This is a genomic window from Intestinimonas sp. UBA1698, assembly GCF_002320075.1.
Taxonomy (GTDB): domain Bacteria; phylum Bacillota; class Clostridia; order Oscillospirales; family Oscillospiraceae; genus Intestinimonas; species Intestinimonas massiliensis.
Map to the genome: position 1 here is coordinate 1 of NZ_DCJO01000017.1, position 25,043 is coordinate 25,043.

25 protein-coding genes are annotated in these 25,043 nt (G+C 63.5%); 5 read left to right on the forward strand and 20 right to left on the reverse strand.

Features of this window, described 5'->3' with window-relative positions:
- Positions 1–21: 21 nt before the first annotated feature.
- Together B3H64_RS03710 and brnQ are read right to left on the reverse strand one after the other, a co-directional pair.
- Positions 22–498 (reverse strand): beta-alanyl-CoA:ammonia lyase, encoded by a 477-nt coding sequence (locus B3H64_RS03710; RefSeq protein WP_278893513.1) that lies wholly within the window; start codon positions 496–498, stop codon positions 22–24.
- 30 nt (positions 499–528) lie between these two features.
- Positions 529–1,893 carry a branched-chain amino acid transport system II carrier protein gene (brnQ, locus tag B3H64_RS03715; RefSeq protein ID WP_286733072.1) on the reverse strand — a complete coding sequence of 455 codons (1,365 nt, stop codon included), beginning with the start codon at positions 1,891–1,893 and terminating at the stop codon, positions 529–531.
- Between the two features lie 302 nt (positions 1,894–2,195).
- Here brnQ and B3H64_RS03720 point away from each other — a divergent pair, with 302 nt between their 5' ends.
- Positions 2,196–3,089, forward strand: a complete 894-nt coding sequence (locus B3H64_RS03720; protein ID WP_238072905.1) for a MerR family transcriptional regulator — start codon at positions 2,196–2,198, stop codon at positions 3,087–3,089.
- Between the two features lie 247 nt (positions 3,090–3,336).
- A complete protein-coding gene (locus tag B3H64_RS03725) occupies positions 3,337–4,179 on the forward strand; it encodes a DMT family transporter (protein ID WP_286733076.1) in 843 nt (280 codons plus the stop codon).
- Between the two features lie 108 nt (positions 4,180–4,287).
- On the opposite strand, the gene B3H64_RS03730 is transcribed toward B3H64_RS03725, so the two are convergent.
- Both B3H64_RS03730 and B3H64_RS03735 read right to left on the reverse strand, forming a co-directional pair.
- On the reverse strand, positions 4,288–5,214 hold the full coding sequence (locus tag B3H64_RS03730; protein WP_238072901.1) for a MerR family transcriptional regulator: 927 nt from the start codon (positions 5,212–5,214) through the stop codon (positions 4,288–4,290).
- Between the two features lie 144 nt (positions 5,215–5,358).
- Positions 5,359–5,811: a hotdog fold domain-containing protein gene (locus B3H64_RS03735; RefSeq protein ID WP_050619148.1), complete on the reverse strand. Its 453-nt coding sequence runs from the start codon at positions 5,809–5,811 to the stop codon at positions 5,359–5,361.
- 599 nt (positions 5,812–6,410) lie between these two features.
- Between B3H64_RS03735 and B3H64_RS03740 the strand changes: the two genes are divergently transcribed.
- The gene (locus tag B3H64_RS03740) at positions 6,411–8,768 is read left to right on the forward strand and encodes a SpoIIE family protein phosphatase (protein WP_286733083.1); all 2,358 of its coding nucleotides are present in this window, start codon (positions 6,411–6,413) and stop codon (positions 8,766–8,768) included.
- Between the two features lie 45 nt (positions 8,769–8,813).
- Here B3H64_RS03740 and B3H64_RS03745 read toward each other — a convergent pair whose 3' ends face one another.
- The 14 genes from B3H64_RS03745 to B3H64_RS03810 all read right to left on the reverse strand — a co-directional run bounded on the left by B3H64_RS03745 (position 8,814) and on the right by B3H64_RS03810 (position 22,041).
- Complete coding sequence (locus B3H64_RS03745) at positions 8,814–10,169, reverse strand: DUF1576 domain-containing protein (RefSeq protein ID WP_286733085.1); 1,356 nt, start codon at positions 10,167–10,169, stop codon at positions 8,814–8,816.
- Between the two features lie 49 nt (positions 10,170–10,218).
- On the reverse strand, positions 10,219–11,127 hold the full coding sequence (gene ribF / locus B3H64_RS03750; RefSeq protein WP_286733089.1) for a riboflavin biosynthesis protein RibF: 909 nt from the start codon (positions 11,125–11,127) through the stop codon (positions 10,219–10,221).
- Between the two features lie 37 nt (positions 11,128–11,164).
- Positions 11,165–12,049, reverse strand: a complete 885-nt coding sequence (gene truB / locus B3H64_RS03755) for a tRNA pseudouridine(55) synthase TruB (RefSeq protein ID WP_238072897.1) — start codon at positions 12,047–12,049, stop codon at positions 11,165–11,167.
- A complete protein-coding gene (locus B3H64_RS03760; RefSeq protein ID WP_256303113.1) occupies positions 12,039–12,992 on the reverse strand; it encodes a DHH family phosphoesterase in 954 nt (317 codons plus the stop codon). The genes truB and B3H64_RS03760 overlap by 11 nt, the downstream gene beginning before the upstream one ends.
- A 35-nt stretch (positions 12,993–13,027) precedes the next feature.
- On the reverse strand, positions 13,028–13,366 hold the full coding sequence (gene rbfA, locus B3H64_RS03765; RefSeq protein WP_050619155.1) for a 30S ribosome-binding factor RbfA: 339 nt from the start codon (positions 13,364–13,366) through the stop codon (positions 13,028–13,030).
- Between the two features lie 216 nt (positions 13,367–13,582).
- Positions 13,583–15,988 (reverse strand): translation initiation factor IF-2, encoded by a 2,406-nt coding sequence (gene infB / locus B3H64_RS03770; protein WP_414653449.1) that lies wholly within the window; start codon positions 15,986–15,988, stop codon positions 13,583–13,585.
- A gap of 279 nt (positions 15,989–16,267) precedes the next feature.
- Positions 16,268–16,825 (reverse strand): L7Ae/L30e/S12e/Gadd45 family ribosomal protein, encoded by a 558-nt coding sequence (locus B3H64_RS03775; protein ID WP_278894776.1) that lies wholly within the window; start codon positions 16,823–16,825, stop codon positions 16,268–16,270.
- Positions 16,818–17,093: an RNase P modulator RnpM gene (rnpM, locus tag B3H64_RS03780; RefSeq protein ID WP_050619157.1), complete on the reverse strand. Its 276-nt coding sequence runs from the start codon at positions 17,091–17,093 to the stop codon at positions 16,818–16,820. Before rnpM ends, B3H64_RS03775 begins: the two co-directional genes overlap by 8 nt.
- A gap of 39 nt (positions 17,094–17,132) precedes the next feature.
- Complete coding sequence (gene nusA, locus B3H64_RS03785; RefSeq protein ID WP_286733100.1) at positions 17,133–18,302, reverse strand: transcription termination factor NusA; 1,170 nt, start codon at positions 18,300–18,302, stop codon at positions 17,133–17,135.
- A gap of 18 nt (positions 18,303–18,320) precedes the next feature.
- Positions 18,321–18,776 carry a ribosome maturation factor RimP gene (gene rimP, locus B3H64_RS03790; RefSeq protein WP_286733103.1) on the reverse strand — a complete coding sequence of 152 codons (456 nt, stop codon included), beginning with the start codon at positions 18,774–18,776 and terminating at the stop codon, positions 18,321–18,323.
- Positions 18,777–18,905: 129 nt separating this feature from the next.
- Positions 18,906–19,511 carry an ATP-binding cassette domain-containing protein gene (locus B3H64_RS03795; RefSeq protein ID WP_286733106.1) on the reverse strand — a complete coding sequence of 202 codons (606 nt, stop codon included), beginning with the start codon at positions 19,509–19,511 and terminating at the stop codon, positions 18,906–18,908.
- Entirely contained in the window at positions 19,508–20,260 is a 753-nt protein-coding gene (locus B3H64_RS03800; RefSeq protein ID WP_050619161.1) for an ABC transporter permease, read from the reverse strand. Before B3H64_RS03800 ends, B3H64_RS03795 begins: the two co-directional genes overlap by 4 nt.
- Positions 20,261–20,299: 39 nt before the next feature.
- Positions 20,300–21,346 (reverse strand): ABC transporter substrate-binding protein, encoded by a 1,047-nt coding sequence (locus tag B3H64_RS03805; protein ID WP_286733109.1) that lies wholly within the window; start codon positions 21,344–21,346, stop codon positions 20,300–20,302.
- Positions 21,347–21,372: 26 nt separating this feature from the next.
- Complete coding sequence (locus tag B3H64_RS03810) at positions 21,373–22,041, reverse strand: Crp/Fnr family transcriptional regulator (RefSeq protein ID WP_050619163.1); 669 nt, start codon at positions 22,039–22,041, stop codon at positions 21,373–21,375.
- Positions 22,042–22,151: 110 nt separating this feature from the next.
- On the opposite strand from B3H64_RS03810, the gene B3H64_RS03815 reads away from it, so the two are divergent.
- The gene (locus B3H64_RS03815) at positions 22,152–22,481 is read left to right on the forward strand and encodes a hypothetical protein (RefSeq protein WP_286733110.1); all 330 of its coding nucleotides are present in this window, start codon (positions 22,152–22,154) and stop codon (positions 22,479–22,481) included.
- Between the two features lie 45 nt (positions 22,482–22,526).
- Here B3H64_RS03815 and B3H64_RS03820 read toward each other — a convergent pair whose 3' ends face one another.
- The gene (locus B3H64_RS03820) at positions 22,527–23,018 is read right to left on the reverse strand and encodes a dihydrofolate reductase (RefSeq protein WP_286733111.1); all 492 of its coding nucleotides are present in this window, start codon (positions 23,016–23,018) and stop codon (positions 22,527–22,529) included.
- A 412-nt stretch (positions 23,019–23,430) separates the two neighbouring features.
- Complete coding sequence (thyA, locus tag B3H64_RS03825) at positions 23,431–24,261, reverse strand: thymidylate synthase (protein WP_286733113.1); 831 nt, start codon at positions 24,259–24,261, stop codon at positions 23,431–23,433.
- Positions 24,262–24,448: 187 nt separating this feature from the next.
- Here thyA and B3H64_RS03830 point away from each other — a divergent pair, with 187 nt between their 5' ends.
- Complete coding sequence (locus B3H64_RS03830; RefSeq protein ID WP_238072878.1) at positions 24,449–25,006, forward strand: FUSC family protein; 558 nt, start codon at positions 24,449–24,451, stop codon at positions 25,004–25,006.
- Positions 25,007–25,043 lie beyond the last annotated feature (37 nt).

The following is a 25,043-nucleotide window of genomic DNA, read 5'->3' on the forward strand; positions in this document are numbered from 1 at the left end:
CTTTCTGATATAACGTTACGTCTACATCTCGCAGTCGTCTTCGGGGAAGTCCTCCAGAGGACGCCAGGGATTCTCCACCAGGCCGTCGGGCTGCTCGCCGCGCTGCAGGTGCTTCTTCACCACCAGGCGGACGTTGCCCTCGGTGCAGAGCACCGGCTTGTCAAACCAGACCATATCGCCGGGGTTGCAGTCGGTCCGGCCGGCGCGGGCGGCGGGGGTGGCCAGCTTATACACTTCGATGCGGCAGTCGCGTGAAGTGCCGCCCACATGGGTCATGGTGGCCTTATATTCCATCATGTCCCCTACAAATATATCCTCGTAGATTTCTACGTCGTGATAGCCTAGGCACAGAGACTCGTCGCCGTCGTTGAGAATCATCTGCTCGGTCTCCACGTCGCCGATGAAGTCGAATTGACGGCCAAATGGCACCAGTCCGTCCGGATTATTGGCGTCCGCCGTGGTCATGTTGTAGCTCAGATAAGATACCTTTCTTGCCATGATGCTTGTTCCTCCTTAAAAATGGTCAATTTATGCGTCCGCTGCGCTTTTCAGAGGGGGATCCGTCTGTTTTTCCCGGTAGGCAAACCAACCAATGATGAAAGCCAGGATGGTAAAGGGCACCCAAGCCAGGGACACGTCGGCAAAGGGGAGCTTCAGATAGAGATCGCAAATCCCGCCGGGATTGGCGTCAAGTTTTACAAAGTATTTCCATATCATATCCAGAGCGCCGAATATCACTGAGGCATACATCGCCCAGCGTGCGGCCAGCGTCTGCCGGGGGGACATGGCGTTGGGGCACAGCGCGTAGTAGAGCACCAGCACGATAGCGGGGGGATAGATACCGTCCAGGATGGGGCCCAGCAGAGAGAGAATGTTGGTCAGGCCCAGGCTGCCGAAGATGATGCTCAGGACTACCATAATCAGTGACCACTGCTTGTAATTGAGTCTTTCATGACTCACTTCCACGAAAAACTCAGCGCAGCCGGAGGTCATGCCGATGGCGGTGGTCAGGGCGGCCAGGAAGAGCGCCATGGAGAAGAGGATCCCGCCCACCTTGCCATACAAGATGGCAGCCACGGCGGTGTAAAGAGCCGTGTAGCTCAGATCCAGCGTACCGCCGGTGTTGGCCCCGATGATCATATGGGCTAGGTGGGTGCAGCTTAGCATGGCCAGCCCCACAATGCCCACGCGAACCATGTTCTTGCTCATGCGATCCTGGGCGACGCCCTTGTTCTCCAGGGTTTTGAGGATCACCACGCCGAAGATGAGGGCACACAGGATCTCCGCGGTGGCGTAGCCGTTGGTGAAGCCGTAAGCGAAGGCGTTGCCCTCATAGGACTTCGCCACCGGCGCGGCAATGGGGCTCAGCAGCCCCTTTCCGACCACGGCCACCACAATGATCAGCAAAATGGGGAACAGGATGGCGGAGATGCGGTCCATGGCCTTTCCGGGGTTGGCCAGGAAGAAGTAGGTCACAATATAGAATAGGATGGTGAAGATGATGAGGGGCAGCTTGGAAGTGGGGTTGAGCCCAAATGCCTGGACGATGGAATCCCAGGAAGCCGCGCTCATACGGGGGATGGCGTAGAGGGGCCCCAGCACCACGATGGTCAGGCAGGTAAAGAACGCTCCAAAGCGGTTCCCAACGAGCCGGCCGGTCATTTGACTGTAGGATTGGTTGGATTTTGCCAGCGCGACATAGGCGACCAGCACCAGCAGGATGGCAGTGATGAAGGCTCCGATGAAGGCCAGCGGCCAGGAGCTTCCGCTCTCTTTGCCCCAGTTCATGGGCCACACCATACTGGATGCGCCAAAATGCATGGAAAACAGGGCTCCGCCGGTCATAAACAGGGCTACGGGGTTCAGATCTCCGCGTTTGTTCAGACTGTTCAAATAACATTCCTCCCTTGTTTGCCTTTTTGTGGATGTCCGCGAACAATTCGTATGCTAGCCGTTACAGCAGATGGAAAGTCAACTCTTTTTTACGTAAAAATAAATGGTGAGTTCCCAAACTATTTCCAGAAGTCTCCTGTTGCAGTAGGGTTCTTTTGTGGATTTTTATCTTAGGAATATTAATTTATTGGAAAATTTGTTGTTGAAACACTCAGAAAATATGGATATTATATATTATAAATTATGTAAAGAGGCTTTGTGCTTCCCCGTAATACTTCGACCGACCGCAAGGAGGGATTTCTGTGGTTCCCGAAGACGACTGCTACTCTATCGGAAAGGTTGCCGGACTGTGCAACACCCCTGTAAAAACGCTGCGGTATTACGATGAAATCGGTCTGCTCAAGCCCACGTACCGCTGTGAGGAGAGCAATTACCGCTATTACAGCAAGGAACAAATGAACACGCTGCTGGTGATTCGCCGTCTGCGTGCCCTCGGTTTTAATCTCAAGGAGGTTCAAAGCCTGATCGAGGATACCAGTCTGGACTTTATCGAGAGCATGATGACTGCTAAGCAGGCAGAGCTCAACGAGGAGATCCGCATGCTTCAGGCCAAGCAGCAGACCATCTCCTCTCTGTTGGGCCGGGTCCGGCTGGGCCGCGAGATCATGGCGCAGCATCGCTCGGAGGTAGGGCCGGACCTGTCCCGGCACTCCACCCCCATTCAAGTCGAGTACATACCCGAAGGACAGTTGCTTTACTCCCGCCAGCTTATGAAGCAGTACCGCAATGCGGACGTCTCCTTCTCCCGTTGGATTGACATTCTGGAGCAATGCACCGCCCTGGGCATTCCACTGGAGAGCCCTATCATTGTCACCTTTTATGGGGAGCTGCTGGGGCAGTTCCTGATGAAGGACTGTGATGTGGAATTCGGTGTGCTCATTGGGCAGAACGCCGTATTGCCCGAGATTGAGAATGTGCGCAGTTGGGGCGGCACCTATGCAGCCACCGTCTATCACGTCGGGAAATACAGCGATATCGTCCGGAGCTACATCACCCTTCTGCAGTGGATTAACCAGCACGGCTGCGAGGTGCTGGGCCCCCCCGCGGAACGGTTCATCATCTCTCCCCTGGAGGTAAAGGACGAGGGACAGCATATCGTTCAGATCCTCATCCCCATCCGGCGCCCTGCCGCCTGACCCGGGTTCTTCACCACGCTCTCCGTTTGTCCGACAGATTGCCCCGGGAAGGCTGTAACGTCTTCTCAGGGCAATCTTCTTCTTTTTTTACCCCTCTAGCCTGTCGAGTCCGGAACCCTTCCATTTGCTGGAGTGTTTTTTGAAAATTGCACGGCGGGACGGTTGCAATCCATCGACATCCCATTGACCCTCTTGCAACTGGACCCGTTATAATAGCAGTGGATTCTTCAGGTCAGGAGGTACAATTGTGAATCAAACAAAGAAAGCCATGCTCATGATGCTGCTCACTGCCTTCTTGTGGAGTCTGGCGGGCGTCTTTATCAAACTGATTGAAATGGATGTGCTAGCCATCGTCTGCATGCGAAGCTTTGCGGCCTCACTGACTATGCTGTTTTTCATACGCCGCCAAAAACTTCCGTGGTCCTGGCCTATGTTGGGCGGCGCACTTTCCTATACGGCCTTTACTTACTGCATCATCCTTTCCACCAAACTCACCACCTCGGCCACCGCCGTGATGATGCAGTACACCGCCCCGATCTATGTGGCCTTTTTCTCCTGGATGATCCTCAACGAGCGGGTCCGCCGCTCGGACTGGGTGTGTCTAGCCGTGGTGCTGGGCGGCATGTGCCTTTTCTTTCTGGATAAAATGGGCGGCGGCAGTATTCTTGGAAACGTCATTGCGCTGGGCAATGGCATCTCCTTCGCCCTTCTCTCCATCTTTCTACGCTTCCAAAAAGGCGGACACCCTGAGCAATCCATCTTCCTGGGCGGCTTTCTCGCCTTTCTTATCGGCATTCCCTTCACTGTCCGGTCCTTTCAGTCTCAACTTCCCTCCCCCCGTGACATCGCTGTTCTTGTGATCGCCGGTATCGTGGTCACGGTGGGTTACCGGCTTTTCACCGAAGCCTCCAAGAGTCTGACCGCCCTGCAAACCGTGATGCTGCCTATTATCGACCCTATTCTCAATCCCGTTTGGGTGTTCCTGGCCGTGGGCGAACGACCCGGCGCTGTCTCTCTTTGCGGCGGCGGCATTGTGCTGGCTGCCATCACCATCCGTTCCCTCCTGCTCATTCGCTCCCCGCAGCCCTAAGACGCAGAAGCGGCCCGCTGCATGGCGGCAGGCCCTTGACCCCCAACATTCGTTCCATCCGCAAAAGCAAGAGAAGCCGTCGCCCCGCCAGCTCCGGCTTCTCTTGGTTTAGATGGCGTTCTCCTCCATCGGCCTTTGGGGCGGCCGTTTCTTCCCCTGCTTCTCCTCTCTGCGCTCCGTCTCCTGGACCGGAATAATAATTTTGGTGATATGTTCTTCTTCCTTGTTGACATCCACCGGGGAGACGATGTATTCCTCCGAGATGGGGCCGGCCACCTCATAGCCATGCTCGGAAAGCCATTTGATCGTCTTGACATGGCTCTGGATGATCTCTTCGTTTCGGCCGATATGCAGGGCGGTCACCGCCCGGAAGCCGCCGAACTGCTTGAAAATGGGCAAGTCCTGGCGTTCGTTTACCTCGATGCTGATCTCCAGGTCGCAGTCCACCTTAAAAAACTGCTCCAGCGGTTTGTTGTGATAGGTCAGGATCACCGGCCCTTTTACCCGCAGATTGTGCTTGGATACCATCTTGAACAGTTCAAACCATCGGTCTACCGACACGTCGCTGTTTTTATAGTTCTTCTTGATCCGCCGGGTAAACAGCACCTCGCAGGCTGGGATGTCCTCCACCTGTATCTCCTCCGTGCTCCAGCTCTCCCGCCCCGCCGACAGTACAGTCTGCCCCCTGGCCAGACGGTTGAGCAGGGTCTGTCCCTCCTCGTACTGACCGTTCAGCGTCTCGATGGTCTGGCCGATCTCCTCCAGCCGCGCCTGGATGCTTCGGGTCATTGCCGCCGTATCCTGTCCGCAGACGATCTCCCGGACCTCCTTCAGCGGAATGCCCAGCAGCTTTAATTTCCGGATGATGAACAGCGTCAGCAGCTGCTCCTGGGAGTAGTAGCGGTAATGATTGTCGTCCTTCCGGTGACTCGGGACCAAAAGGCCGATCTTATCATAATACCGCAGGGTCCTGACAGGGACGTTGCACAACGTGGACACCTTACCAATGGAGTATTGATTTTTTTCCTCTGCCATACCGTCTCGTCCTTTCGACGTTTAATTTCCTTGTTTTTCCAGTATAGCACAATCGTTCCATGCACACAACGGCTTTTTTATGCCGGACGCTGTCCGTATAAAAAGAAAGAGCGGACCGCGGTCCGCTCTTTCTTTTTATGAAACTTACTCGCCGCGATGCTTTCGGTTGCTGTAAGAGGACTCGGTGGGTCCGCGCTGGTCCTTTTTGGCGATGAACAGGCTGCCGGTGGCGGTGCCGCACAGAATGGGAGGCTCGCAGGCGGTGGCGGCCGTGTGCGCGATGCCGGTCATGTCGGCGCCGGTGCGGTCCAGCATGGTGGCGACCTTCCAGGCCTCAAACTTGCACTTGTAAGACTGGTTGCCTACCTCGATGATCTCGCCGGTGTACTCCATGAAGTCGCCCTCGTAGACGGGGGCCGTGAACTTGATGTCCTCATAGCCCAGGAACAGGGAGATGTCGCCGTCCACATAGACCATCAGCTCGGTGCCGACGTCGCCCCACTGATTCACGATACGGGCGCCGTTCACCAGCCCGCCCACATAGTGACAGTCCTTAGAGCTCATCATCAGATGATGTACGACTTTCTTACCAACCATTGTTAAGATCCTCCTTTTAATTATGTGAGTTTTTTGCGCCTGGAAAGGTTTGTTTTCCTTTTCTCAACCTGTCACTTATTTTAGGAGATACCCTAAATGGATGGTCAACCGGAAGACGAAAAAAAGTTTTCCGCAAAACGGACCCAAAAGTCAAAAAGGTTCCGTATGGGGGAGGGTTTTCATTTTCCCGATTCTTGCCGCCTTTGCCCGCAAAATAGGTACATTCAGCCAAATGGACGGCCAATTCTGCCCCTGTATCTTGTGTCTTTCCATGATTTTATGGCAGGGTTTTTTTGCGGACTTCCCATGTGACCCGTTTTCCGTTCTCACGTCCCTTCCGTCCCGGAGCAGGGCCCTGGGTGCAGCGGCCATGGCCGCCGAGGCTGTCTTGGTCCTGCGTGGCTCTTGCTTCATGCCGCCGGAGTGCGTCCTCCTGGACCCGGCCCCGGCCCCCCATACGGTCCTGCTGAAATAGCCCGCCGCCTTTCCACGTTTTTCCTTTTCCATCCATCCGGTCAGCCACATTCCGACTATATATTTCCATTTATTGGATTATACTGTCTCTACTACCTTTCGGGATACATAGGAGGAGACAGACCATGGCGGCAAACGGAGGATTGAAAATGAAAGCGGCCCGGGCCCGGGAGGACCTGGCCCGGACGGGACGGCTGGTGCTGCGGGCGCCGGCGCTGGTCCGGGGAGCGGAGTGCGCCATCCGCTTCCTGCTGGGGGCCATGCTGGCCGGTGCGGAGATTTTCGGCGGCTGGGCCCCCTTCGGTCTGGCGCTGGTGGGCTGCTCCGGTTCGGGGCTGGACGGCTTCTGCGCCCTGGTGGGGGCGGCCTTCGGCTACCTGTCTTTTCTGGGGCTCACGGCGGGACTGCGCTACGTGGCGGCGGCGATTCTCATCTTTTCGGTGTCCTTTGCCTTCTACGATATCCGGCTCTACAAGCGGGTGTGGTTCATGCCCCTGGTGTCCTCCCTTCTCAACGGCGCCACCGGCTTCGTCTACCTGGCGGACAGCCGGTGGGACGCCCCCCAGGTCATCTTTTTCGGCACCGAGCTGCTGCTCACCGGGGCGGCCTGTTACTTCTACCGGGTGGCCTTCTCCCCCTGGACGGGCAGGCGGGAGGAGGGGAGCCTCTCCTCCCGGCAGGTCATCAGCCTGATGATCCTGGCGGGCACCGTCCTCATCTCCCTGGCCCAGTTCACCATTCTGGGGGACCTGATCTCCCTGGGCCGCATCGCCGCCGCCCTGGGCGTAATGGTGATCGCCTCCCAGGGGGGGCTGGAGATCGGGGCTGCCGCCGGGGTGGCCGCCGGGCTGTGCATGGATATCGCCGTGGGGGCTCCTGGAGCCTGCACCGTCTCCTTCGGCCTGTCGGGGCTGGTGACGGGCATGTTCTGCCGGCAGGGCCGGCTCTTGGCCGCCGTGGCCTATATCCTGACCAACGCCGTCACGGTGCTGTGGAGCTGGGAGGCGGGCCTCCGCCTGGCCCTGCTGTACGAAGTGTTCGCCGCCTCGGTGCTCTTCCTGCTGCTGCCGGACAAGCTCACCCGCCGGGTGGGGGCCCTGCTGACCCGCGAGGGGTCGTCCGACACGGCGGACCGGGCCATGGCCTATGTGCGCAGCAAGCTCCTGGAGACCTCCGGGGCCTTTCAGGAGCTCTACGTCACCCTGCGCAGCTCCTTCCGCCGGCCCGGTCCCAACGACGGCAACACCGCCGCCATCTTCGACCGGGCGGCGGGCCGGGTGTGCCGCCGCTGCGCGCTGCGGGACGCTTGCTGGCAGCGGGACTATGTCTCCACCTTCAACGCTCTCAATGACGCCCTGCCCGCCATGGTGGACCGGGGCCGGGGCCAGGCTTCGGATTTTCCCCTCCATTTCACCAGCCGCTGTCTGCACTTTCCCCAGTTCCTCTCCGCTGCCAACGAGGAGCTCACCGCCCTGCTCGCCCGCCGCCAGTACCAGGCCCGGCTCCAGGAGAGCCGGGGGGCGGTGTGCCGCCAGTACGCCGAGCTGGCCCATGTCCTGGGAAGTGCGGCGGCGGAGCTGTCCGCCGAGCTGGTCCCCGACCCGGCCCGGGAAAAGAAGCTGCGGGGCCACCTCACCGCCTTGGGCCTGGAGGGAAACGCCAGCGTCTACTACGACGAGGCGGGGCACCTGCGGGCCGAGCTGGAGGGCCCCGACCTGTCCGCCCTGACGGAGCCCAAGGAGCGCAAGGCCCTTTCCGCCCTGCTGGGCCTTCCCCTGCGGGAGCCCGAGTATACCGGCGGCGGGGCGCTGGACAAGGTGGTGTTCACCCAGGCCGAGCCTCTGATGGCGGTGGCGGGGGTGGCCGCCCGGCAGAAGGACGGCGAGACGGTGAGCGGCGACGCGGGGGCCTGGTTCCGCACCGACGCGGGGCTTTTGTATATCCTGCTGTGCGACGGCATGGGCAGCGGGCCGGAGGCCAGTCGGGAGAGCAGCACGGCCATCCGGCTGCTGGAGCGTTTTTTGAAGGCGGGGGTGGAGGCGGAGGCCGCCCTGCGCACCCTGAATTCCGCCCTGGCCCTGCGGGGCGAAGAAGAGGGGGGCTTCACCACGGTGGATCTGCTCCAGATCGACCTGTTTACCGGCCAGTCGGCCCTCTACAAATTCGGCGCCGCCCCCACCTATGTCCGCAAGGGGGACACGGTGAGCAAGCTGTCCGGCAGCGCGTTGCCCGCGGGCCTGGTGGACGGGGACGGGGTATCCCCCGACGTGACCCGGCTGGACCTGGAGGCGGGGGACACGGTGGTGCTGGTCAGCGACGGGGTGACCGGCGGACGGCCGGACCTGTGGCTGCGGGAGACAGTGTCAGCCTTCGGCGGGGAGAGTCCCAAGGATCTGGCCCGCTCCCTTATCGACGCCCAGGAGGCGCCTGGCTCCGACGACCGCACCGCCCTGGTGGTGCGGCTGGAGCGCCGAAAGCTCTAGAATTAAGGACCGCCCCGGATGCGTGCATCCAGGGCGGTCCTTGATTCAAATAAATTCCTGGGGCGGGCCGGGCTCCCGTTCGGGGTCGGGGGGCTGGTCCCGCTCGGTGGGCTCCGGAGAGTCCTCCTGGAAGATACGGGCCTCGTCCCGCTGCTGCAGGTCCGGATTGCGGCGGCGGGCGACGGCGGTGATGGTGGGATAGAGCACGATGGCCACCAGGCCGCCGGAAAAGCCGTTGTTGTAGAGGTTCACCCCCATGTGGACCACACCGGCCTGGAGCACCACGGCGGAGTGGAGGAACCCGGCCAGCACGCCGTAGGGCCAGCCAAAGACCCCGGCGATGGGGGCCAGGGTGGTGCCGAAGAGGCCGGCGAGCTGAAGGGCAGGAGAGTTGACATTGTAGTGGAGGAAGGTGCCGCCGAGGGAGACGCCGCACATGACGGGCAGGATGTTGGCGGCGTGCTTGCCGTAGGCGGAAAATCCGATGACGGTGAGGATGCCGCCCAGGGTGGCGCCGTTCAGGTCGCCCCCGATGAGCAGGATGTACGCGGTGGCCACCAGGCCGTTGACCCCCATGTTGATGAGGACGGGGGCAGCGCCGAACATACGCAGGTAGTCGCTGGGGGCACGGCCGGAGGTAAGGAGCAGGCGGCGGTAGCCGGCCCATGCGGCCCAGGCGGGCTTGCCGCACAGGAACAATCCTGAAAAAATGAGAACGCCGCACAGGATGCACAGGGCCGCGGTGAATTTCGTGTTGTAGCCGGTGGCCCAGTACATGACCTTCTCGGGGGAGTCTCCAGCGGCGGTGAGGATGGGGACGATCATCATAGCCAGCATGCCGCAGGCAAAGCCCATGTTATAGAGGTTCATGCCGTTCTGGACCTTGTAGGTATAGGCCGACAGAGAGGGCAGCACACCTCCGATGACCATGCCCATGAGGACGCCCACCAGGAGGTTGGCGTGCTGGCTGCCCAGAGCCATGTAGCTGATGAGGGGCGACAGGGCGGTGGCCATAAGGGCCACATTGACGTGCTGACCAAAGGGCTCCCCCCGGCGCCTGGCATAGGTCCAGGTGCCCAGGATGATGGGCCAGATGTTGGCAATGTTCTTGCCGAAGAGGGAAAAGCCGGACATCAGGCCGATGAGGGCAATGGTGAAGCCGTTGAGGGGGTCTTTGCAGAGATAGAGGATGACGGTGCTGACCAGAGTCACCAGGGCGGAGTTGACCAAGGCGGCCCCCGGTCCGGCGATCTGGACATAGTCGGTGATGAGCACATCCTGCATCGTGATGATTTTGACCAGTCCCGGCAGGATGTTGGCCGGATGGTCCAGAATCACCGCCGTCAGCAGCTCAGCAGCGATAAACAGCAGGATGAATTTATACATTTTCTGGTATCGCATGGAGCGGGTCCCCCCTCTTACCTGTGGGATGCCAGAGTCCGGCGCCTTTTTATTGCGCCTTGAATGGGGCAAAGTAATCTCGCGTCTGCTGGGCGTTGCGCATGACCTCTTCCCGCAGGGCGTCCAGGGAAGGGAACTTTCGCTCCCCCCGCAGGCGCCGGAAGAATTCCATGCGGATGGTCTGCCCGTACAGGTCGCCTTGGAAATCCAAAATATAGCCCTCCACGCTGACGGCGTCCCCGTCGTCCACGGTGGGGCGCATGCCGATGTTGGTCACCGCCGGGCGGCTGTCCCCGTTCTCAAACCACACCCGGGTGGCGTACACCCCGTAGGCCGGCACCAGCACGCCGGGGGGAAAGTGGAGATTCACCGTGGGGAAGCCCAGGGTGGAGCCCAGCTTCTTGCCGTGGGCCACCCGGTCGGTAAGCACGTGGGGGTGGCCCAAAAATGCGTCGGCCCGCTCCATCTCGCCCTGGGCGATGAGGGTGCGGATGTAGGTGGAGGAGATGGTGATCCCCTCCTTTTCGATCTTAGGGATGATGTCGCAGCCCACCCCCAGCGCGGCGCATTTCTCTGCCAGGCGCCGGGGATTGCCCTCCCCCTTGTAGCCGAAATGGAAATCGTGGCCGGCCACCACATGGACAGCCCCCTGCTCCTTCACCAGGTATTCCGTGATGAAGTCCTCCCAGGGCATCCGCATCATGCTGTCGAAGTGGGCCACGATAATCTCCCGAATGCCGTACAGGCGGCGCATCAGGTCGGCCCGGTCGGCCGCCGAGTTGATCAGCGGCGTGACCGCCCCGGTGATGCGGCTGCCCGGATGGGCGTCGAATGTAAAAGCGGTGGGGACCGCCTCCAGCGCGGCGGCCTTCTCCCGCACCCGGCTCAGCAGAGCGCCGTGGCCGGTGTGTACCCCGTCAAAAAAGCCCAGGGCGATGACTCGTTTGGTATCGTTCAAGGTCGTTCCCTCGTTTCTGTTGCAGATATCTGCGGGTTCAGACCTCATAAAAGCTCTTGATGGTCTTTAAGGTCCCCCGCTCCAGCCGGCCCAGCATGAGAAACGCCCCGCCCGGCCCGTAGACCCGGTAGGTGCCGTCCCCCCCGGCGGCCCGGACGGACCCGCCGTTGCGAACCCGCTTCTCCCCCGCTTCGTCTACGGTGAGGGCGGGATAGCCGCCAAAGTAGGCGTCCACCGGGAGGAGCAGCCGCTCCGCCTCTCCCCGGTCCGCCGCGGCCAGCACATCCTCCAGCCGGACGGCCCGGTCCAGCCCAAACCCAGCGGCCTGGGTCCGCCGCAGCCCGGCCAGCGCCGCGCCGCAGCCCAGGGCCTGTCCCAAGTCGTGACACAAGGTGCGGATGTAGGTCCCCTTGGAGCAGAGCACCCGCAGCCGGTACTCCCCGGCCTCCGGGTCGCCCCCCTCCAGCAGCTCCAGGGCGTGAATGGTCACGGGCCGGGCCCTGCGCTCCACCTCCTTGCCCTTCCGGGCCAGCTCGTAGAGCTTCTTCCCCCCCACCTTGACGGCGGAGTACATGGGTGGCACCTGGAGGATCTCCCCCCGAAAGGGGGCCAGAGCGGCCTCCACCTCTGTCCGACCGGCGGTGACCGGTCTGGTCTCCAGCACCGTCCCGGTCTGATCCTGGGTATCGGTGATGACTCCTAGTTTTATATCCGCAATATATTCCTTATTGGACTCGCTGGCGAACTCCACCGCCCGGGTGGCCCGGCCCACAAAGACGGGGAGCACCCCTGTGGCCATGGGGTCCAGGGTCCCGGCGTGGCCGATGCGCTTTTCGTGGAAGGCCCCCCGCAGCTTGGCGCAGACGTCCATGCTGGTCCACTCGGAGGGCTTGTCGATGACAAGAATACCGTTAGCCGCCATGCTGCACCGTCCGGATGGCCTTTAAGATCTCCCGCTTAGCGTCGTCCACGCCGCCCCAAACGGTGCATCCCGCTGCGGCGGCATGTCCGCCGCCCCCCAGCAGGGAGCAGACCCGGGTGGCGTTGAGCCCGCCGTCCACGGTGCGGACGGAGAGCTTGCACTCCCCGGGCTGGAGCTCCCGGATGGTGACGGAAGTCTCCACCCCCTCCAGTTGTCCCAGGAAAGCGGCGATGTCCTCGGCGTCCCGCTCATCGGCACCCAGCCTGGCCATGTCCTCCAGGGAGATGGCGGTGACCGCCAGCTTTCCCCCGTCGTGGAGGTCCATGTTGGCCACGATGAGGGCCTCCAGGCGGAAACGCTTGTAGCTCTTGGTGCGGAAGTGGCGCTTGTTGGCGGCCTGATAGTCAATGCCCGTCTCCATGAGGGCGGCGGCTACCCGGTGGGTGGCGGGCGTGGTGTTGCCGTACATGAAGCAGCCGGTGTCGGTGGACACGGCCACATAGAGGGGCAGGGCCGTCTCCGGCCGGAGCTGGCCCAGCTCCCGCACCACGTCGTACATCAGCTCGCCGCAGGCAGCCCTAGACGGGTCCACGCAGCTTTCCTTGGCAAAGCCCTCGTAGGAGGGGTGGTGGTCAAAGGCAAAGTCAATGCCCCGCTCCAGCCATCGCTCCCCCCGGGGGGTGAACAGTCCCCGCCCGGCGATGTCCACCGACACCACCACGTCCGGCTCCGCCTCGTCGGGGGCCAGATAGGGCTCCAGATAGGGGGCAAACAGGTCGGTGGCGTCCTCGTTGGGTAGGACCCAGGCGGTTTTTCCCAGGCCCCGCAGGGCGGCGCAGAGCCCCGCCGCGCACCCCACCGTGTCCCCGTCGGGGCGGCGGTGGGTCAGGATGAGGACGTGATCTCGCTGGTTCAGCCAGGCGGCTGCCTCTTGATAGTTCATGCTTATGTTCCCCTCACGCGCCTGCCTGCGGCGCTTTATTTCTCCAGGTCGTGGATGATCTCCAGAATGCGGGCCCCCTCGGCGATGGAGTCGTCGGGGGTAAAGGTGAGCTCCGGGGTGTACCGGAGCTGGAGGGCCCGGCCCAGCTCCCGCCGCAGGTAGCCCGCGGCGGATTTGAGGCCCTTGACCACCTCGTGCACGTCGCCCTTGTCCAGCACGCTGACATAGACCTTGGCGTACTTGAGGTCGGGGGTGGTGTCCACGGCGGTGATGGAGATGAGGCCCTTGACCCGGGGGTCCTTGACGGTGCGGATCAGGGCGGACAGCTCCCGCTGGATCTCTTCATTGATGCGTCCAATGCGATTACTTGCCATAAAAGTTCTCCTCAAATAAACACAGGGGGATGCCGCGGCACCCCCCTGTATCGCCGAAGGCGATCAAAATCAAATCTGCTTTTGGGAAATCCACTTTCCGCAAAAACACCTCGACCCGGCCCAAACGGGGCCGAAACCGGGGGTATCGGGCCGCCGTGCCGGGGTCACCCGGCGCGGCGGCGCAGGTCCGGAGGGGTTGGACGCCCCCGGAGCCCGTTAGGGCAGGATCTGCTCCATGAGAAAGGCCTCGATGACGTCGCCTTCCTTGATATCCTGGAACTTTTCAAAGGTGATGCCGCACTCATAGCCTGCGGCCACCTCCTTCACGCTGTCCTTAAAGCGCTGCAGGGAGGCGATGGCGCCGTCGTAGATCACGATGTTGTCCCGCAGCAGGCGCATCTGGGCGTTGCGCTGCATCTTGCCGTTGGTCACATAGCAGCCGGCCACCATGCCCACGCCGGTGATCCGGAACACGTTGCGGACCTCGGCCTGACCCAGCTCCACTTCCTTGAACTTGGGCGCCAGCATGCCCTTCATGGCGGTCTCAATCTCGTTGATGCAGTCGTAAATGACCCGGTACATGCGCATATCCACGTGGTCCCGGGCGGCGATATCCTTGGCGTTGTTGTCGGGACGGACGTTGAAGCCCACGATGATGGCGTTGGAGGTGGCGGCCAGCATGACGTCCGACTCGCTGACGGCGCCCACGGCGCAGTGGATGACCCGTACCCGGACCTCCTCGTTGGAGAGCTTCTCCAGGGAGGACTTGACGGCCTCGGCGGAGCCCTGGACGTCGGCCTTGACGATGATGTTCAGGTCCTTCATCTCGCCCTGCTTGATCTGGCTGAACAGGTCCTCCAGGGAGACCTTCTGGTTCTGGGGCCCGGCGGCCTGGACCTTCTGCTCGTGCTTGCGCTGCTCCACCAGTTCCCGGGCCATGCGCTCGTCGGCCACGGCGTGGAAGTCGTCGCCGGCGCCGGGCACCTCGCCCATACCGATGATCTCCACGGGCACGGAGGGTCCGGCCGTCTCCACCCGCTCGCCCTGGGCGTTGGTCATGGCCCGGACGCGGCCCACGGCGGTGCCGGCGATGATGACGTCGCCCTGGTGCAGGGTGCCGTTCTGGACCAGCAGGGTGGCCACAGGCCCGCGGCCCTTGTCCAGCTTGGCCTCGATGACGGCGCCGTGGGCGGTGCGGTTGGGGTTGGCCTTGAGCTCCTTCATCTCGGCGGTGAGGATGACCATCTCCAGCAGCTCCTGGATGCCCTGGCCGGTCTTGGCGGAGATGGGGCAGATGACGGTCTCGCCGCCCCACTCCTCGGGCACCAGTTCATAGGCGGTGAGCTGTTCCTTGATGCGCTCGGGGTTGGCCTCGGGCTTATCCATCTTGTTGATGGCCACGATGATGGGAATGCCGGCGGCCTTGGCGTGGTTGATGGACTCCACGGTCTGGGGCATGATGCCGTCGTCGGCGGCCACCACCAGGATGGCGATATCGGTGACCATGGCGCCCCGGGCGCGCATGGCGGTAAAGGCTTCGTGGCCGGGGGTGTCCAGGAAGGTGATGGGCTGGCCCTTCACCTGGACCTGGTAGGCGCCGATGTGCTGGGTGATGCCGCCGGCCTCGCCCGAGACCACATTGGCGTTGCGGATATAGTCCAGCAGGGAGGTCTTGCCGTGGTCCACATGGCCCATGACCACCACCACGGGGGCGCGGGGCTCCAGGTCCTCGGCCTTGTCCTCGGCGGTGTCGATGAGCTTCTCCTCAATGGTGACGATGACCTCCTTCTCCACCTTGCAGCCCAGCTCCTCGGCAATGATGGAGGCGGTGTCGAAGTCGATGATGTCGCTGAGAGAGGCCATAACGCCGTTTTTGATGAGGCACTTGACCACCTCGGCGCCGGTCTTTTTCATGCGGGAGGCCAACTCGCCCACGCCGATCTCGTCGGGGATCTTGACCACCAGGGGGTGCTTCTTGGCGATCTCGGCCTGGAGGCGGCGCATCTTTTCCTGCTCCTCCTGCCGGCGCTTGCTGCCCTGGAAGCCGCCGCCCCGGCGCTGGTTCCGGCCCTGGAACTTCTGCTTGCCGCCCTGCATCTGGTTGGTCTTGCCGGCGGCCAGCTTCTCCAGCCGCTCGTCGTACTTCTCCAGGTTCACGTTGCCGCCCTTGCGGGTATCCACCACCTTTTTTTCTGGCACGCGGGTGGCGGGACGGCCGGCGGACGGCTGGGTGCTCTGCCCTGCCGGCTGGCCCTGGGGCTGCTGGGCGGCGGGCCGGTTGTTGGCCGGCTGGCCCTGCGCAGGCCGCTGGCCCTGGCCGGCCGGACGGGCCGGCTGCTGGGGCCTCCCCTGGGGAGCCGCCTGCTTCTGGGGCGCGGGAGCGGCGGGCTTCTGGGCCGGCTTGGGCTCCCGGTAGACGTCGGCGTAGATGCTCTCGATGCTGTCCACCGGGTGGTGTTGGGTCAGATAGTCAAAGAGGATGGCCAGCTCGCCGTCCTCCAGCACCTGCATGTGGTTCTTGGGGGTCTTGGCGTATTTCGTCAGGATGTCAGTGATCTCCTTGGTGCCCAGGTTAAAGTCCTTGGCCACCTCGTGCACGCGGTACTTGATTAAACTACTCAAATAAAATCCCTCCATTGGTCGTGGCGGGGATCACTCCAATACGGAAATGCGAAAGCCGGGGGCTTTCGCCCTTACGTATTGAAGCGATCCGCTCAAGTTTGATGGTTCACACACCGCTCCAGCGGTCTCATTTACTGTTTTTCACGTCACTTGACGCCCTCCTTCAGAAGCGGACATGCTCCATGGACCATGCGCCGCCTGCGCTCCGGCCGCTTCCCGTGGGAATCCCGTTCCCCGCGCGCCCCTCTCCGCCCGGCGGGGGTTGGAGGCGAAGCGGCATCATGCCTTGTCCCGGTCTCCGGGACCCTTCTTGGGGACTTTGGGCCTGCCCGGATGCTTCTCCCCGGGCTTTTGGGCGGCCAGCCTGGCCTCCGCCCCACTCAGGGCCTTTCCGTCCTTCGTGGGCGCAACCCAGGGTTTGCGCTTTCCCAGCCTCAGGTTCTTCTCGTGCCGGCGCTGCTCCTGCTGGCGGCGGAGGACCTTCTCCGCCTTTTTGCCCAGTTGCTCATAGGCGGGGCCATACCGTTCCGGATCGGCGGCGGCCAGTTTCTTCACCAGGGAGGCGGCCAGGCCCGCGTCGGTGAGGGCCAGCATGGCGCAGGACGCCCGTCCCACGGCGCCGCCCAACTCGGCCTTGGTGTAGGGCACGGTGAGCCACAGTACATTGCCCGCCTCGCCGAAGTGGCCCGCCCGGCGGGCGGTGTTGGCGGCGGCGTCGCAGGCCAGCAGGATGACCCTGGCCTGGCGGGCCCGGGCGGCGGCCCCGACGGGCTCTTCCCCGACCTCCAGGCGGCCCGCCTTTTTGGCGATGCCCAGGAGGTGCAGCGTGTTATCCATTCGGCTCTCCCTCCTGCATCTGCCCCTCCAGGGCGGCATAGACCTCCTCGGGCAGGGGCGTGGAAAAGGCCCGCTCCAGGGCCCTGGACTTTTTGGCCCGGGCCAGGCAGTCCGGCGCCGGACAGAGGTAGGCCCCCCGGCCGGGCTTTTTGCCCTTGAAATCCAGGGAGACCTCTCCCTCGGGGGAGCGGACCACCCGGATGAGCTCCCGTTTGGACTTCATCTCCCGGCAGCCCACGCACTGGCGCATGGGGATCTTTTTCGGCATAAGCCGTCACCTCTCCCTTTCCATTCTGGGAATCTGCACTTATTCCTCGTCCACGGGGAGTTCGGCGGGCTCCTCCTCGTCCATGACCACCATATCCTCCTCGGGCTCAGGGAGCTCGCCGGGGTCGGAAACGGGCTTGATATCGATCTTGAAGCCGGTGAGCTTGGCGGCCAGGCGGGCGTTCTGGCCCTCCTTGCCGATGGCCAGAGAGAGCTGGTCGTCGGGCACGATGACCCGGCAGCTCTTGCCGTCTGGGAAGAGGTCCACGCTGACCACGTCGGCGGGGGACAGCGCGGCGGCCACATAGGCGGCGGAGTCGTCGCTGTACTTGATAATGTCCACCTTTTCGCCGTGGAGCTCCTCGACGATGTTGCCCACCCGCTGGCCGCCGGGGCCGACGCAGGCGCCGATGGGGTCCACGTTCTCGTCGGCGGACCAGACGGCGATCTTGGTGCGGCTGCCGGCCTCCCGGGCGATGGACTTGACCTCCACGGTGCCATCGTAGATCTCGGGGATCTCCAGCTCGAACAGGCGCTTGACCAGGCCGGGATGGGTGCGGGAGATGAGGACCTGGGGCCCGCGGGTGGACCGGCGGACCTCCACCACATAGACCTTGAGGCGGTCGCCCTCCCGGATGGCCTCGCCGCGGACCTGCTCGCCGGGGGCGAGGAAGGCCTCGGTGATCTCGCTGCCGGAGCCGATGCGCAGGGAGGCGGCGCCGGAGCGGGGGTCGATGCGAGTGACGATGCCGGTGAGGATCTCGTGCTCCTTGGAGTTGAACTCATCGTAGACCATGCCCCGCTCGGCCTCGCGGATGCCCTGAATGATAACCTGACGGGCGGTCTGGGCGGCGATGCGGCCGAAATTCTTGGTCTTGACCTCGATGCGGACCACGTCGCCGAGCTGGGCGTGGGGCAGCTTTTCCCGGGCCTCCTCCAGGGAGATCTCGACGGCGGGATTGTCCACCGTCTCCACCACGTCCTTTTTGATGTACATGCGTACATCGCCCTTTTCGGGGTCGGCCCGGACCTCGATGTTGTCCCCGGCGCCCTCATGGTCCCGCTTGTAGGCGGAGGCCAGGGCCTGGGTGATCTTCTCCATCATATACCCCGAGGGGATGCCCTTCTCCTTTTCGATCTGGGCAATGGCGGCAAAAAATTCCTTGCCGTCGCTCTCGCTGCTGGCGGCCTTCGCGTTTTTTCTCGGCATAATCGTCTATCTCCTTACTCAAAAGGTCACATGCAGTCTTACCTGCGCCACATCTTTTTTCTCCAGAAGGGTGTCCGTCCCGTCGAGCTCCACCGTCACGTCCCCGTCGTCGTATCCCTTCAGGGTCCCGGTGAGCTCCTTGCGCCCTTCCCGGGCCCGGTAAAGCCGCACGTCCACCGGCTCGCCCCGGAAGCGGGCGAAGTGCTCCGGCTTCTTGAGGACCCGGTCCGCCCCGGCGGAGGAGACCTCCAGGGTGTAGGACCCCTCGATGGGGTCAGCCTCGTCCAGCGCGTCGGACAGGGGGCGTGACACGGCCTCGCAGTCGTTGATGGACACGCCGCCCTCCCGGTCGATGTAGACCCGGAGGTACCACTCCCCCGCCTCTTTCACATATTCCACATCCCAGAGCGTGCAGCCGCAGGCCTCCACGATGGGGGCGGCCAGCCCGGCGGCGATCTCGGTCACTTTCGGCATTCCATTCCCTCCGGTAAGATATCCCATAATTTTACAGATCCGTTTTTTTCAATAAGAAAGAGCGGGGCGTGCCCCACTCTTCACGGATACGTACACTGGTAGTATGCGCAGTATATCACAAAAGTGTCCTCATTGCAAGGGTTTTCCACGAATTTGCAGCACTTTGAGGGGCGGGCCGTCCAAATAGACCACGGTGTCTGCCAGGGACAGGGTGTGCCCCTCGTGGGCGGCGAGAAGAACGGGGGTCCCGGCGGCCCGCACCGCCGCCATCAGGGCCTCGGCCCGGGGGGCGTCTACGCCGGTGAAGGGCTCGTCCAGCAGGAGGTATCTCCGCCCCAGCGCCAGGGCCCGGACCAGGGCCAGCCGCCGGGCCATGCCGCCGGACAGAGCGGCGGGGAGGTGTTCTTGCTCCCCGGTCAGGCCGGCCAGCGCCAGCAGCCGGGCCGCCTCGTCCCGGCGGAGGCGGGGCAGCACGTCGGTGAGCTGCTGCTCCACCGTCCGCCAGGGCAGCAGGCGGTTTTCCTGGAAGAGCAGGGCGGTCTCCTCCGGCGCCAGCCCCAGCACCCGGCCGCTCTCCGGCCTCTGGAGCCCGGAGAGCACCCGCAGCAGGGTGGTCTTGCCGCACCCCGAGGGGCCGGACAGGGCGGTGACGCCCGTATCCGGCAGCTCCAGCGAGAAGCCGTCCAGCACTTGTTTGCCGCCGAAGGCGACGCTCAGGTCCTCGATGCGGATCATGGCCGCCTTCCCCCTTCCAGCCCCTCCGCCCGCCGGAGCAGTCCGCCCACCGCCCATTCCAGCAGAAAGCTCAGGGCGATGACCACCAGGGTCCAGGCGAAGAGGGAGGGGGTCTCCAGATAGTATTTGGTGTTGTAGATCTGCGTGCCGATGGCGTTCTGGGGCTGGCAGAGCACCTCGGCGGCCACCCCCGCCTTCCAGGCCAGGCCCAGGGCGGTACGGCAGCCGCTGGCGAAGTAGGGCAGCACGGAGGGGATGTAGATCCGCCGCAGGGTCCTGCCCCGCCCGAAGCCGTAGGCCCGGGCGAGCTCCAAAAGCTGGGGGTCGGTCTCGGCGATGCCCCGGGTGACGTTGCCCCACACCACCGGCAGCACCATGAGGGCGGAGATGAGCCCCGGCACCCGGCCCCGCTCCACCCACAGGTAGACCAGCAGGATGAAGGAGGCCACGGGGGTGGCCCGGACCACCTTGACGGCGGGGGTGAGCACCCAGTCCAGCAGGGGGACCCAGGCGGTGAGCCCGGCCAGCAGGGCGCCCAGCGCCACCCCCAGCAGCAGTCCGCCGAAGATGCGCAGCAGAGAGGCCAGGGCCGTCTGCCAGAATACGGCGCCGGCCGCCAGCTCCAGCAGGCGGCGGCCCACCGCCGCCGGGCCCGGCAGCAGCAGCTCCTGCCCCACGGCGGCGGCGGCAAGCTGCCACACCCCCAGCCAGAAGAGCACTGGGAGAAGGACCCTTCCAATGCGTCTCATGGCGGTACCTCCTTCCCCTGCGCGCCGGTCCCCGCGCCTTTATTCGAAATAGAAGCCGTCGTCGGGGATGCTCCCTCCGAGGGCGTCGGGGTTGGCGGCGGAGAGCACCTCAAAATACCCCTGGATGGCGTCGGCCATGTCCACCTTCCCGGTGATACACACCAGAGAGCACTTGGGGATGGCCAGCTCGGCGCTCTTGGCCTTGGGAGTGATCCCGTACTGGGCCACCAGCTCAGAGGCGGCGGCGGGGTCTCCCTTGACGTACTCCACCGAGGCGGCGTAGTCCGCCAGGAAGTTTTCCACCGCCTCAGGGTGCTCCTGAGCGAAGGCCGTGCGCACGGCGATGCAGGTCATGGTCAGGTGGCTGCCGTTGTTGAGGCCGTCCCACTCGGCGGACAGGTCCAGAGCCTCCCGCACGTCGGGGTTGCTCATCTGAATGGCGGTGGCGGCGGGGACGGGCATCATGCACAGCCTGGCCTCGCCGGAGACCATGAGGGCGGAGACCTCGTCGGCGGTCTTCCACTGGATGTCCACCTCGGCGGGGTCCACCCCGTTCTCGGTGAGCAGGTAGTTGAGCACGTACTCGGGGTTGGCGCCCTGGCCGGTGGCGTAGAGGGTCTGGCCCTTTAGGTCGGCCATGGACTGGACGGTGTTCCCGTTCTCCAGAATGTAGAGGACCCCCAGGCCGCTGACGGCGGCGATCTGGATGCCGCCGTTGGTCTTGTTGTAGAGGTTGGCGGCCACGTTGGAGGCCACGGCGGCGATGTCCAGGCTGCCGCTGGACAGTCCGGCCACAATCTCGGTGTTGTCGGCCATAATGCTGTAGGCATAGTCGTTGGCGGTCTCCCCGGCGTCGCTGTCGGCCAGGAGCTTGGCAGCGCCCACGCCGCTGGGTCCCTTGAGAACAGCCAGGTTAACGGTCTGCTTCTCCGCCGGAGCGGTCTCAGACGGGGTGGGGGTGGGCGTCACGGTCTGGCTGGGGGTGGGGGAAGGGGACTGACTCCCGCTCCCGCCGGTGCAGCCGGCCAGCAGGCCGGCGGTCAGGGCCAGCGCCAGGCCCAGGGCAAGAATCTTGCTTCTTTTCATGTGGGTTTCCTCCTTGATTTCGGCTTTTACGCCTGACTTTGCCGGAGCAGGGCCTCCCGGTCGGCGGTCTGGACCAGCTTTCCCGTCCGCCGGATGGCCCCCGCGCCCTCCAGGACCTCAAAGGCCCGGTAGAGAGAGGCCCGGCTCACGTCCAGCCGCTGGGCCAGCTCAGTGGCGGTGCACGTCACCGCCCTCCCTTCGCTACCCTCGCTGAGCAGATAGCGGGCCAGCTTGCCCACGGCCCCGGGCCCGGTGAGCCCCTCGATCTTCCGGTTCAGGAAATGGATGCGCTCGGAGAGATAGCGGATGTAGTTGGCGCACGCCGCGGGGGATTCGGCCATGAGCCGACTCACCAGCTCCTGGGGGAAAAAGGCCACGGCGCAATCCTCCAGGGCAGTGATGGTGGTCTCATAGCGGGTCCGCTGGTTGTAGAGGGCGGCCGCCCCGAACAGATCACCCCGCTCCAGGGTGCTGACCACCAGCTCCCCCTTGGTGACCCGGGCCCTGCCCTCCAGCAGCACCCCCAGGCTGCGCCGAAAATGCCCAGGGCTGTAAATCACGTCCCCCCGCTGGTAGTTCTCCCGGGTACACAGGGGGTCCTGGACGGCCCGCCGGACCGTCTCCCACTCCAGTCCCTGGAACAGGAAGGTCCCGGCCAGCAGCTCCAGCTCCCGGGGATTCCATTCTGGCCGCATCGTCGCTTTCCTCCGTTTTGTCTCATTTGAGACACTTTAAGAGTTTAGTCTTTTTGATAACCAATGTCAAGGCATCTGCATAGGATATTTTGGAAATGGAGGTAACGCCGATGCCTAAGAATTGTTCCAAGGACCGCCCGCCGGTGTGGTCGGTGCCGGGCCCGCTGCCCGGCGGGGATGTCCGCGCCGGAGGCCGCGTCTCCTCCGCCCCGTCGCTCTCCCCGGCGGAGGAGGCCGCCGCCCGCCGGGCGCGGCTGGAGGATATGCCCATGTGCCGCTACAGTCACCCCATCCCCACGGCCACCTGCACCGAAGAGTCCGAGGTGGCCTGTCTGCTGCAATGGCAGAACGGGCTGCTGTGCGAGCTGCTGGGCACGGTCAACGCACTGCTGGCCCTGGGTCTGGGCCGCCCGCCGCAGGCCCCGCCGTCCTGCCCCTGAAAAGCCGCATGACGCCCCGGCCGTGAAGCCGGGGCGTCATGCGGTTTATGATGAGCTTCCGATCCTCCGATAGGTCACGTAGCGAAAGGGTAGGCCCCCCTCCTCCAGGGGCGGCTCCTCCGCCTCCACCGTCCAGTCCTCCCGGGCGTCCAGGTCCGGGAACCAGGTGTCCGCCCCGGGGAAAACGGCGTCGATCTTGGTCACGTAGGCCCGGTCGCACCAGGGCAGCAGAGCCCAATAGACGCTGCCTCCGCCAATGACGAACGCATCGGCGGGGGCGACCGCCAGCAGGGTCTCCAGGCTGGAAAAGACCTCCGCCCCCTGGGGGCGGAAGTCCGGCTTCCCGGAGAGCACCAAGTTCCTTCGTCCGGGCAGGGGCCGCCCGCCGGGGAACGTCGCCAGGGTCCTGCGGCCCAGGATCACCGTATGGGCGGTGGTCAGGGCTTTGAAGCGCTTGAGGTCCGCCGTGAGGTAGGCCAGTTGGTCCCCGTCCCTGCCAATGGCCCAGTTCCGGTCTACGGCTGCGATGAGCTGCACGGTCCTCTCTCCTTCCGCTGCAGGCCCCGGAACCATGCGCAAACACACCTTCCGTCCGGGAAGCTGTCCTTGCGCGCGGTCCCGACCCGGGTGCGCCGCCGAATGGTGCCAGACGGGGAGGCAGGAGCCGGAGGCTCCCCCCGGCATCCCCCGCTCCGGTCGGTCGGCGCCGGCGTAGCCGGGCCTTCCCATCGGGCGCGGGGACGGGCGGTCTCCCCCCTGTCCTCGCCGTCTGGTCCTCGGTTGGCAAAGCCGACGCGTCTGCCTCGGGTCGGCTTTGCCGGTATTGGTAGCACCAATGAGGTCTTGCCTACAAGATACCACAGATATTGGTGAGTGTCAACAATTTTTTGTCTGTTTTTGGCCTAGAACTCCGTTTTTTTGTCCTCCGGCCTGACCGGTTTTTCTACTTTTACACCGCCACGGGAATCTTTTCCTCCAGCGTTTGGGCCCGGTAGCCCTCCAGCTTCAGATCGTCCCGGGTGAAGGCGTAGAAGTCGGTAACAGCGGGGTCCAGCACCAGCGCGGGGGCGGGATAGGGCTCCCGGGCGATGATCTCCTCCACAATGGGCACATGCCGGTCATAGATGTGGGCGTCGGCAATGACGTGGACCAGCTCTCCCGCCTCCAGGCCGGAGACCTGGGCGAGCATGTGGACCAGGGCGGCGTACTGCATCACATTCCAGCCGTTGGCGGTGAGCATGTCCTGGGAGCGCTGGTTGAGCACGGCGTTGAGGGTCCGGCCGCTGACATTGAAGGTCACCGACCAGGCGCAGGGGTAGAGGGCCATCTCGCTCAGGTCGTGGTGGTTGTAGAGGCTGGTGAGGATGCGCCGGGAGGCCGGGTTGTGCTTTAGGTCGTAGAGCACCCGGTCCACCTGGTCGAACTCCCCCTCGGGATAGCGGTGCTTCACCCCGAGCTGATAGCCGTAGGCCTTGCCGATGGAGCCGCTCTCGTCGGCCCAGGCGTCCCAGATATGGCTGTTCAGGTCGTGGATGCTACTGGACTTTTTCTGCCAGATCCAGAGCAGCTCGTCCAGGGCGCTTTTGAAGGCCATCCTGCGGATGGTCTGGATGGGGAACTCCTCCCGCAGGTCGTAGCGGTTGACGATGCCGAATTTCTTCACCGTGTGGGCCGGCGTCCCGTCCTCCCACCGGGGGCGGACGTTCTGGTCGGTGTCCCACACGCCGTGGGCCAGGATATCCCGGCAATTTTCGATAAAAAGCTGATCTGCCCGGCTCATAATGCGCCTCCTGTCCCGCTGTGGGCGATTTGTTCACCATCATAGCACATTTTTGCCTCGCCGTGAAGTCCTTTTTGTGGGTTTTAGAATATGGACTTTCCCGTAAAATCCCCTATAATATACTATTGTTGTCCCATTTTTTCGCTTGCGACTTATTCGGATACTAAATATTCCGTCGGAGGTCACCATGGAGGAGAAGCCCAAGTTTCAGCTGCCCGGCGTGGGCCTGCGCAACCTCAAGACGGCCTTTTCCGCCGCCCTGTGCGCCGCCCTCTACTTTCTCATCGGCCGGAACCCCACCTTTGCCTGCATCGGCGCCGTCTACGGCATGGGCAGCGACATGGGCGACTCCTGGAAGCAGGGGGGCAACCGTCTCATCGGCACCGTCATCGGCGGCTTTTTGGGTATGGCCCTGTTCTGGCTCTACCGGGTCCTCAACCCCTCCGGGGAAACGCGGGTCCTCCTGGTCCCCCTGCTGGCCCTGGGTGTGGTGGTGCTCATCGTGCTGGCCCAAATGTTCCAGTGGCCCACAGCGGTGCAGCCGGGCAGTGTGGTGTTGTGCATCATCCTCTTCAACACCCCGGTGGACACCTACGTCAGCTACGCCCTCAACCGCATGGTGGACACCGGCGTGGGCGTCATCTTCTCCATGCTCATCAACTACCTGCTCCCCCGGGAGCGGCTGGAGCCCTGGCTGGAAAAGCTGCGGGGCAGCTCCGGTCGGGTCCAGAGCGGTGAGAGCTGAACTTTCTCATACAAACGCCGCGGAAGCAAAGGCTTCC

Coding starts and splice junctions, on each gene's coding strand:
- B3H64_RS03815 (WP_286733110.1), top strand. CDS start 22,152: ATGCCTAAGAATTGTTCCAAGGACCGCCCGCCGGTGTGGTCGGTGCCG.
- rimP (WP_286733103.1), bottom strand. CDS start 18,776: ATGCCGAAAGTGACCGAGATCGCCGCCGGGCTGGCCGCCCCCATCGTG.
- B3H64_RS03735 (WP_050619148.1), bottom strand. CDS start 5,811: ATGGTTGGTAAGAAAGTCGTACATCATCTGATGATGAGCTCTAAGGAC.
- B3H64_RS03805 (WP_286733109.1), bottom strand. CDS start 21,346: ATGAAAAGAAGCAAGATTCTTGCCCTGGGCCTGGCGCTGGCCCTGACC.
- B3H64_RS03745 (WP_286733085.1), bottom strand. CDS start 10,169: ATGCGATACCAGAAAATGTATAAATTCATCCTGCTGTTTATCGCTGCT.
- B3H64_RS03810 (WP_050619163.1), bottom strand. CDS start 22,041: ATGCGGCCAGAATGGAATCCCCGGGAGCTGGAGCTGCTGGCCGGGACC.
- rnpM (WP_050619157.1), bottom strand. CDS start 17,093: ATGCCGAAAAAGATCCCCATGCGCCAGTGCGTGGGCTGCCGGGAGATG.
- B3H64_RS03730 (WP_238072901.1), bottom strand. CDS start 5,214: ATGGCAGAGGAAAAAAATCAATACTCCATTGGTAAGGTGTCCACGTTG.
- B3H64_RS03775 (WP_278894776.1), bottom strand. CDS start 16,825: ATGGATAACACGCTGCACCTCCTGGGCATCGCCAAAAAGGCGGGCCGC.
- truB (WP_238072897.1), bottom strand. CDS start 12,049: ATGGCGGCTAACGGTATTCTTGTCATCGACAAGCCCTCCGAGTGGACC.
- B3H64_RS03795 (WP_286733106.1), bottom strand. CDS start 19,511: ATGATCCGCATCGAGGACCTGAGCGTCGCCTTCGGCGGCAAACAAGTG.
- thyA (WP_286733113.1), bottom strand. CDS start 24,261: ATGAGCCGGGCAGATCAGCTTTTTATCGAAAATTGCCGGGATATCCTG.
- B3H64_RS03830 (WP_238072878.1), top strand. CDS start 24,449: ATGGAGGAGAAGCCCAAGTTTCAGCTGCCCGGCGTGGGCCTGCGCAAC.
- B3H64_RS03740 (WP_286733083.1), top strand. CDS start 6,411: ATGGCGGCAAACGGAGGATTGAAAATGAAAGCGGCCCGGGCCCGGGAG.
- nusA (WP_286733100.1), bottom strand. CDS start 18,302: ATGCCGAGAAAAAACGCGAAGGCCGCCAGCAGCGAGAGCGACGGCAAG.
- rbfA (WP_050619155.1), bottom strand. CDS start 13,366: ATGGCAAGTAATCGCATTGGACGCATCAATGAAGAGATCCAGCGGGAG.
- B3H64_RS03710 (WP_278893513.1), bottom strand. CDS start 498: ATGGCAAGAAAGGTATCTTATCTGAGCTACAACATGACCACGGCGGAC.
- B3H64_RS03800 (WP_050619161.1), bottom strand. CDS start 20,260: ATGAGACGCATTGGAAGGGTCCTTCTCCCAGTGCTCTTCTGGCTGGGG.
- B3H64_RS03760 (WP_256303113.1), bottom strand. CDS start 12,992: ATGAACTATCAAGAGGCAGCCGCCTGGCTGAACCAGCGAGATCACGTC.